The 8,889-nt window shown below is 70.3% G+C and carries 7 protein-coding genes; 5 read left to right on the top strand and 2 right to left on the bottom strand.

Annotation, left to right across the window (positions count from 1 at the left end):
* The first annotated feature begins 15 nt into the window (after positions 1–15).
* On the top strand, positions 16–345 hold the full coding sequence (locus AB0E90_RS36155; RefSeq protein WP_360416001.1) for a nucleoside triphosphate pyrophosphohydrolase family protein: 330 nt from the start codon (positions 16–18) through the stop codon (positions 343–345).
* Positions 346–365: 20 nt separating this feature from the next.
* Here AB0E90_RS36155 and AB0E90_RS36160 read toward each other — a convergent pair whose 3' ends face one another.
* On the bottom strand, positions 366–2,387 hold the full coding sequence (locus AB0E90_RS36160) for a hypothetical protein (protein WP_360416003.1): 2,022 nt from the start codon (positions 2,385–2,387) through the stop codon (positions 366–368).
* A 104-nt stretch (positions 2,388–2,491) separates the two neighbouring features.
* On the opposite strand from AB0E90_RS36160, the gene AB0E90_RS36165 reads away from it, so the two are divergent.
* The 4 genes from AB0E90_RS36165 (at position 2,492) to AB0E90_RS36180 (ending at position 7,682) form a co-directional block, all read left to right on the top strand.
* Positions 2,492–2,917: a DUF1810 domain-containing protein gene (locus AB0E90_RS36165; RefSeq protein ID WP_360416005.1), complete on the top strand. Its 426-nt coding sequence runs from the start codon at positions 2,492–2,494 to the stop codon at positions 2,915–2,917.
* Between the two features lie 21 nt (positions 2,918–2,938).
* Positions 2,939–4,498 carry a metallophosphoesterase family protein gene (locus AB0E90_RS36170; protein ID WP_360416007.1) on the top strand — a complete coding sequence of 520 codons (1,560 nt, stop codon included), beginning with the start codon at positions 2,939–2,941 and terminating at the stop codon, positions 4,496–4,498.
* Positions 4,499–4,579: 81 nt separating this feature from the next.
* Complete coding sequence (locus tag AB0E90_RS36175) at positions 4,580–6,178, top strand: metallophosphoesterase family protein (RefSeq protein WP_360416009.1); 1,599 nt, start codon at positions 4,580–4,582, stop codon at positions 6,176–6,178.
* 340 nt (positions 6,179–6,518) lie between these two features.
* Positions 6,519–7,682 carry an acyl-CoA dehydrogenase family protein gene (locus tag AB0E90_RS36180; protein ID WP_360416275.1) on the top strand — a complete coding sequence of 388 codons (1,164 nt, stop codon included), beginning with the start codon at positions 6,519–6,521 and terminating at the stop codon, positions 7,680–7,682.
* Positions 7,683–7,740: 58 nt separating this feature from the next.
* Here AB0E90_RS36180 and AB0E90_RS36185 read toward each other — a convergent pair whose 3' ends face one another.
* Positions 7,741–8,031 carry a hypothetical protein gene (locus tag AB0E90_RS36185; protein WP_360416011.1) on the bottom strand — a complete coding sequence of 97 codons (291 nt, stop codon included), beginning with the start codon at positions 8,029–8,031 and terminating at the stop codon, positions 7,741–7,743.
* Positions 8,032–8,889 lie beyond the last annotated feature (858 nt).

Below are 8,889 nucleotides of genomic sequence, written 5' to 3' on the forward strand. Positions count from 1 at the left end.
CCATACTGGTTCGCCATGGACCTGGACGAGTATCAGCGCGGCGCCCTGCGCACGGCCGCCCCGCGAGACAAGCAGAACGAGCTTCTCCACCTGGTGCTCGGGCTGGTCGGGGAGTCGGGCGAGGTCGCCGAGAAGTTCAAGAAGTGGGTCCGGGATCTGGACAGCGACGAGTCGCGGATCGACCGGGACGGTGTCGCCAAGGAACTCGGCGACGTGCTCTGGTACCTGGCCGTCCTGGCCGACTACCTCGACCTCTCGCTCGACGACATCGCGACGGCCAACCTGGCCAAACTCGCCAGCCGCCAGGGCCGAGGCGTGCTCGGCGGCAGCGGCGACAACCGCTGAGCCGCGCCGCTCGTGCTGGGTCAGCCGTGCCGCGGCGGCCAGTCGCTCGGTGGCTGGACCGGCTCGGTTTCGCGCGGCCGGTAGTGCCGGCCCGGTTCCTCCGGGTCCTCCGGCGGGTGCGGCCCGGCGATGGGTTCCGGTGCGGCCGGGGGCGAGGACAGCCAGGCCGGCTGCCGCAGGCGGGTGCTCGTCTCCCACACCTGGGTCTGCTCGGCGTGGGTGTCGCCGCTCGCGTGCGTGTCGTGGCCGGCCACGTCGCGTTCGTCCCACTTCTGCTCGGCCGGCCGGTACTCGCCGAACCGCTCGTCCTCGCGGTAATTGCTGTGCCGGTCGGCCGCGCTGTAATCGCTGTGCCGGCCCGGCTGCTCCTGGCCGTATGCCGGGAAGCGCTCCTCAGGTTGGTTACTCGAGTACCGCGGATCGTTTCCGTAGCCGTAGGGCGGGTTCTGGGCCCCGTATCCGGCGGCGTCCGGCGCGGGCTCGGGTGTGCCGTGGGCAGCGTTGTGCCACGCCTGATCGGCTGAGCCGTGCGTCGGGCTCCGCGGCGCCTCCGCGGCCATGCCGTAGGGCGAGTGGTACCCCGCCTGGTCGGCCGGGCCGTATGGCGAGCTGTGTCTCGCTTGCTCGGCCGGGCCGTGGGGCGCGTGGTCTCCCGTCTGGTCGGCCGGTCCGTAGGGCGACTGGTGCCCGGCGGGGGCGTAAGGCGGGTTGTGCCCGGCCGGGGCGTAGGGCGAGTGATATCCCGCCTGCTCGGCCTGTCCGTAAGGCGAGTGGTTTCCCGCGTGATCGGGTGAGGCGTACTGCGAGTTCGGCTCCTGGTAACCACGGGTGTCGCGCTGCGTCGCTGGGTCTTGCCATGGCTGTTCATCGGCGCCGTGCGCGCCGGGTCGGCTTGAGGGCGCGGGCGGTCTCGGCTCGACCTGTGCGAACTCGCCGGAGTGGCGTCCGGGCCGGGCCGCCTCGGGGTGCTCGTGCGGGCCGGCGCCTTCGTGACGGCCGCCGGTCGGCTGCTGCCACTCCGGCTCGGGGGAACCGGCGGCCGGCAACTGCCGGCGAAGCTCCGAGTAGTCGCTGGGCGCCTGCTGCCATCCGGGCTCGGGGGAGCGGCCGGCATCGGGTGAGGACGGCTGCTGCCAACCGGGAACGCGGGACCCTCCGGACCACTCCGGCTCCTGAGGTTCATGAGCGCCCGGCGCGCCCGAAGCCGCACCGGGATGCGCGGCCTGCTCGTGGTGCCCGGGACTTCCGTGATACCCGGCGGAAGCTTGGTGCCCAGCCGTCTCGTGGTGCCCGGCCGTCTCGTGGTGCCCGGCCGTCTCGTGGTGCCTGGCCGTCTCGTGGTGCCCGGCCGCTTCGTGGTGCGTGGATGGGCCGGCTGGCAGGGCGGGGTCGGGTGGAAGGGACGGGTTGCCCAGGGCGCTGAAGCGCTGGCCGTTCCAGGCCGGCGGGTTGGCCGGCTCGGCCGAGGCGGCCGGCGGCGGGGTCATGCCGTGCAGGCCGGGCAGCTTTGGGGGCGGGCCGCCGGCCGGGGGCGCCGACGGCAGGCCGGACGGCATCGGCGGGCGTGGGCCGGGCGGGTCGGGCAGGGACGGTGGCAGGGTGGGTGGGGGCAGGTTCGACAGGCCGGAGATGCCGGCCGCGCGGGGGCTGCTCGCCGCACGATCATCGCCGGGGTGGTCCTCGCCGAGCGGCTGCGGGGGCGGCGGGAACGGGGTCAATGGGGTCGAGGGCGGCTCCTCGGCGTACACCTGCGGGGTGAAGCCGGCGGCGAATCGCCGGGCCCGCGCCTGGCGGCGTTGCCGGAACATGTGCAGCACCAGCGCCACCGGGAGGGCGAGCGCGAGATAGACGACCCGGTTGAGGCCGGCGCCGGGGCCGGTCATGAACAGCTCGACGGCGTAGCCGAGGAAGGCGACGCCGACCAGGCCGTCGAGGACACGCGTGAAGGTCCGCTGGTCGAAGCCGCGGACCGCCAGGACCAGCATCGCCAGGCCGCAGAAGGCCAGCAGGCCGACGTATGCGTGGAACTCGCCTTCCGACATGAGTGACTCCCGCTATCAGGTGGGACTCTTCCACTGTCGGCCCTCGAGGCGCTGAATGTAGGTATAACGGAGAGTTGTCCGATTTCTGGACGGAGGGATGAGCGGTGAGTTTCGATCTTGAGCGGTTCGTTTCGGCGCAGGACGGGGTGTATCCGGCGGCGCTGGCCGAGATCCGTGCGGGCAGCAAGCGGTCGCACTGGATGTGGTTCATCTTTCCGCAGCTGCGGGGGCTCGGGTTGAGCCCGGTCGCGCAGCGTTACGCGATCAGCGGGTTGGCGGAGGCCCGCGCCTACCTGGAGCATCCGGTGCTCGGCCCGCGCCTGATCGAGTGCTCCACCGCCCTGCTGGCGCACGACCGGACGGCGAGCGAGATCTTCGGCTATCCGGACGACCTGAAGCTGTGCTCGTCGATGACCCTGTTCGCGCAGGTGGTCAAGGAACCGTTCATTCCGGTGATCGAGCACTTCTACGACGGCCCGGACCCGCGTACTCTGGATCTTCTGGGGCCTTTGCCCGGTTTAATGCCATAACGACTGATAACGTACTGAATCATGCGCTCAGGGGACCTGCCAAGCATGGGGGTGCCGGACCATCTCGCCGTCCGGCTCAGCCTGCCCGAACAGCATGAGTTTCTGAACCGGGGCGTCCGGCGCCGTTCCCTCCTGGTCGCCGGGGCCGGTGGCGCGGTGGCGCTGGCGGCCGGCGCCCCGGCCTTCGCCCGCGAATACCTGCCCGGCAAGGTCATCATCCCGTTCGGCCGCCGCCTCGCCTGGGGCGCCAGCCCGCGCACCCAGATCCGGGTGAGCTGGCAGGTCCCGGACAAGGTCCGCCACCCGTACGTGCGGGTCGGTGACTCGCCGGCCACCCTCGGGGAGAAGATCTACGCCGAGATCCGGCCGCTGCACACCGAGATCAAGGACGTCATCCCGGCCACCGACCAGTTCTACGTGCACGCCGCGATCGACGACCTGGTGCCTGGCGCCCGGTACTTCTACGCCATCGGCCACCACGGCTACGAGAGCGACCGGATCGACGCGTTCCGCACCGCGCCGTCGCGCCGCCGGCTCGCCGGCCCGTTCACCTTCACCGCGTTCGGCGACCAGGGCGTCAGCCCGCAGGCGCTGCACAACGACCAGCGCATCGCCGCCCAGAACCCGGCCTTCCACCTGCACGCCGGCGACCTCTGCTACGCCGATTCGATCGGCCAGGGCAAGATCGAGGACCTCTACAACCCGCTGCGGTGGGATCAGTTCGCCGATCAGAACGAGTCGGTCGCCGCGTCGGTGCCGTGGATGGCCACGCTCGGCAACCACGACATGGAGGCGGTGTACTCGCCGAACGGTTACGGCGGCCAACTGGCCCGCTGGGAGTTCCCGCGCAACGGGCCGGCCAAGGCGGTCGGGTCGTACTCGTTCATCTACGGCAACGTGGGCGTGGTGGCGCTCGACGCGAACGACATCTCCTTCGAGATCCAGGTCAACCGCGGTTACACCGACGGAACCCAGACGAGGTGGCTGGACGGGCGCCTGAAGTTCCTGCGCGAGCAGCCCGACGTCGATTTCATCGTGGTGTTCTTCCACTACTGCGCCTATTCGACGACCGTCTCGCACGCCTCCGACGGGGCGGTGCGCAACATGTGGGTGCCGCTTTTCGACAAGTACGACGTGGACCTGATCATCAACGGGCACAACCACATCTACGAGCGCGCCGACACCATCAAACATGGCCGGTCGAAGCGGACCCCGATCGGCGCGACCGTCCGTCCGGCGACCGACGGGACCACGTACGTCACGGCCGGCGCGGGCGGCCGCGGGTTGTACGAGTTCTCCGCCCCCGATACGTACGCCGGTCACGAGCGGCACATCGACGCGGTGAAGGCGTTCGTCTGGAACGCCGCCGGCGACCGCGTCAAGGAGACCGTCGAGTGGTCCCGGGTCCGCTACACCGGCTATTCCTTCGTGGCCGTCGACGTGCAGCCGGCGATCGAGGGCGAGACCACCACGATGACCCTGCGCGCCATTACCGAGAAAGGCGTCGAAATAGACCGGGTGGTGCTGGAGAGAAAGGTCACCGGCGGTTCCCGCCTGCGATTGAGCGACCAAATCTCCTGAAATGACTTCGACGCATGTCAAGTCTTTTGTATGGCTGATTGAGTTTAGTCAGATTTAACCGGGCCAATCGATCATGCGGGCATGGACATCCCACGCATGGGCCTGCCCGACCATCTCACCGCCCGGTTGAGCATGTCGGAGCAGCACGAACTCCTCACCCGGCAGCGGGGACACCGGCGTCGCTCGGTGCTGGCCGCCGGCGCCGCGGTCGCGGCCGGCGCGGTTGCCGCCGGCGTGCCCGCCAACGCCGCGAGCGCCACCGTCTGGCAGCAGCCCGCCAAGGTCCCCGGCAAACTGGTCGTCCCGTTCGGCCGGCACCTCGCCTGGGGCCCCAACCCGCGCAGTCAGGTCCGGGTCGGCTGGCAGGTCCCGCACACCGTGAGCCGGCCGTTCCTGCGGCTCGGCGACGCGCCGTTCAACCTCGGTCACAAGATCCCGGCCGAGATCCGGGCGCTGCACTCCGAGTCGGCCACGATCCACGCGACCGATCAGTACTACGTGCACGCCTCGATCGACGGCCTGCAGCCCGGCCGGACCTACTACTACGCGGTCGGCCACGACGGATTCGACCCGGCCGACCTCACCACTTTCGGCCGGATCGACTCGTTCACCACCGCGCCGACCCGTCATCGCGTTCCGTCGCCGTTCACCTTCACCGCGTTCGGTGACCAGGGCGTCAGCTACCACGCGCTCGGTAACGACGGCCAGCTCGCGGCCCAGGACCCGGTGTTCCACCTGCACGCCGGCGACCTCTGCTACGCCGACTCCAACGGCCAGGGACTGCCGGCCGACACGTTCGACCCCCGCACCTGGGACCAGTTCCTCGCACAGACCGAGCCGGTCGCCGCGTCGGTGCCGTGGATGGCCGGCCTCGGCAACCACGACATGGAGGCGCTCTACTCGCCGAACGGCTACGGCGGCCAGCTCGCCCGCTGGGACTTCCCGGACAACGGCCCGGTCCAGTCCGAGGGCGTCTACTCGTTCGTCTACGGCAACGTCGGGGTGATCTCGCTCGACCCGAACGACGTGTCCTTCGAGATCCCGGCCAACGTCGGCTACACCGGCGGCGCCCAGACGAAGTGGCTGGACAATCGGCTCAAGTGGCTGCGCGAGCAGGACGACGTCGACTTCGTCGTGGTGTTCTTCCACCACTGCGCCTACTCCACCACCACCGCCCACGCCTCCGAGGGCGGCGTGCGCAACCAGTGGGTGCCGCTGTTCGACAAGTACGGCGTCGACCTGGTCATCAACGGCCACAACCACATCTACGAGCGCGCCGACACACTCAAGGGCGGCAAGTCGAAGAAGACCCCGATCGGCTCGACCGTGCACCCCGCCACCGACGGCACCACGTACGTCACGGCCGGCGCCGCGGGCCGCAGCCTCTACGCCTTCGCCGTCCCCGACTCTTACGCCGGCCACGTCAACGACGTCGACGAGGTCCCGTCGTTCGTCTGGGCGTCCGGCGCGGTGAAGGTGACCGAGAGCGTGACCTGGTCCCGCGTCCGCTACACCGGGTATTCATTCTTGGCCGTCGATGTCAAACCGGCCGACGCCGGCCGCACGACCACGCTCACCCTGCGTGCCGTTACCGAGGCGGGCGACGAGATCGACCGCCTGGTCATCGCCCGCGAGGCCGGCGGCCGCTCCCGCAGCCGGCTGAACGACGGCGCCGCCTGAGCCCGGCAGTCACGCGAGAGCCGCGTCGCGGCCCGGCGTGGCAGTGGGCTCGCGCCCGCGTGCCACGCCGGCCCCGCGATTGCGGTCGGGGACCCGGCAAATCCCGTATCCATATGGGTGTTTCTGCCTGCGCCTTCCGGGGGCCGCAGCCGCACGCGGCATCGCCGACGCCGATCTCGGCGAAACACGGCGACTGCTTGCTGCGCCTTTCCGCTCGACGTCACCGACCGCGCCGGCAGGTTCGCCCTCGAGGGCAAGGGCTGCCGAGCGCGCGATCCCGTCGCCGCCGAAAATCGACTGACAAGCGCTGGGCTGGCGCACCTAGGATCGGGGCGTGCCGATGACCCATGACGAAGCCGTCGCTGCCGCCCATCAGCTTGCCCGTGCTCTTGCGCCCGGAGCGGTCGAACGGGATCGGCGAGGTGCTGACGCCGTACCCCAAGAGGCCCTTGATCTTCTGGATGGCTCCGGGCTCTTGGCGATCACCGTGCCGGCCGCTGATGGTGGCCCCGGGCTTGGCCCGTCGACGCTGGCCGAGGTCGGGCGGATCATCGCGGCCGCCGATCCGGCGATCGCGCAGGTGCCACAGGCGCACTTCTTGATGGTCGACCTGCTGGCCGTGCACGGCGGTCCCGACCTGCGCAAACGGCTCTACGCCGAGGTTCTCGCCGGCCGCCGGATCGGCAACGCGCTGGCCGAGCGGGGCGGCAAGCACGCGCAGGACCTGAAGACCAGACTGGCGCAGGGTCGCCTCGACGGCGTGAAGTACTACACGACCGGCGCCCTGACCAGCGCCTGGATCGGCGTGAGCGCGCTGACGCCGGAGGGCCGGGTCGCGCTGGCGTTCGTGGCCCGCGACGCCGATGGCGTGCACGTCGACACCGACTGGGACGTGATGGGTCAGCGGGCCACGATCAGCGGCACGGCAACGTTCACCGGCGTGCCGGTCGAGCTGTGGTTCGACTACACCGGCGTCTTCGAGGTGCCACAGCAGTTCGGGGCTCGCGCGCAGCTTTACCACGCGGCCATCGAGGTCGGCATCGCCGGCGGCGCCCTCGCCGACACCCGCACCTACCTGCGCGAGAAGGCCCGCCCGTCCACCGAGGCGGTGCGCGCCGGTGCCCGCTCCGCCGCCGACGACCCACACGTGCTGCACCGCTATGGGCGCCTGACCTCCCGGGTCCGGGCGGCCGAGGCCCTGCTGGCCGACGCGGCCCGCACCCTGGACGAGATCGGCCTGGTCCCGCCGTCAGCCGACGAGGCCGCTCGCGGCTCGCTGGCGGTGGCGGCGGCCAAGGCATTCGGCAGCGAGATCGCGGTGGAGGCCGGCGCCGAGCTGTTCGCCCTGTGCGGCACGAGTTCCACCGCCAGCAAGTACGACCTGGACCGCCACTGGCGCAACGCCCGAACCCACAGCGTCCACGACCCGGTCGACTGGAAGTACCACCACTTGGCCGCCTACGACCTGGCCGACATCCAGCCCCCGAACCACGGCCAGCTCTGATCCGACCCCAGGTCGTTTTCGTCGGCACGCTGTCCGGCCGCCGGTTCTGCCCGGATGCTCAGTAGATGTCCTCGACTTCGCGGTCATCCGAGTCGAGGACCGCAACGTCGCCCAGGGCGATGTCCAACGGCCGCCAGAACACCAGGCCCCCGTCGAACGGGTAGACCTCAATCGTCTTCGCCCCGCTGCCGGTCATCACGATGGTCAGCTGGTCACCCGGAGCCATGTCACGCGAACCGCCCTCGGGTTCGAAGATCGCCCGATAACCAGGCAGGTCATCCGGGGCACGCACGATCACCGTCACCGCGCCCGACCCGAACCCGCGACCAGATGCCAACCTGTCATCCACCCACCGGTCATCGCTGCCGGGCACCCGCCGATGCTGGCCAACGCACCAGCACCCGACTTTCATGAGCCTCCGCGGCTCGCTTTTCAAGAATGTCGGCCTCTCCTCAGGCGCGAGTGGAACCGCTTTCCTTGAAAATGGTGCGTGGGGCGGGGGACTCTCTGAAGTTTGCCGCATGCGCTTTCTCCCACAGCATTCCAACCACTCGGTGTTGCGCGGCCCGCTCGTGGCAGGGTGAACTCAGCGGACACCGATCCGCGCGTCTTCATTGCTGCCGAAAGCGCTTTCCGCAGGCGGGTTTCGAGGCCTGCGATGATGGTCCTTTTCCCTTCCTCGGGAAGGGTGGCGGCCGTGCATTTCTCCGATTAATGTTCTGGTTGAAGGATTGGCGCGCTCTGCCGGTCTTCCTGAGTGATTTCCGCAGGCGGAGAGTAGTTGGCGGTGTGTGCCCGGCGGGCGCCGCGACGTGATGCCGCCGGCGGCCACGCGGCCGTCGCGGGTTGAGCGCCGTTGGCAGTACCGCGGTGCCGGCTGTGCGTGCGCGGCCGCGGTTCGCCCGGTTTCGGGAGAAGCCGCGGCCGGCGGCCGGGCCGGGACCGGGTGGCGGCCCGAGGTGGTCGACCTCGTTCGTCGTGCACCCCATGCCCGTAACGCTGCCTGGCTCGCGCCGGCTCGCCGACTCGACCTGGCCGACCGCTTCCGTCCGGTCGGCCATCTGTGCCGGCCCGCTATCGGCCCTCGGCCAGCAGCCTGCGTCAGGTCGTTCGGCTGCGCCGGAATCGGTAGCAGCGCTCGACCGGCAGCCTGCGTCTGGTCGGTTGTCTGTTTCTGGGTTGATCCCGGTGCCCGATCGGCTGTGTG

It is taken from the genome of Actinoplanes sp. NPDC026619 (assembly GCF_040638295.1).
Taxonomy (GTDB): domain Bacteria; phylum Actinomycetota; class Actinomycetes; order Mycobacteriales; family Micromonosporaceae; genus Actinoplanes.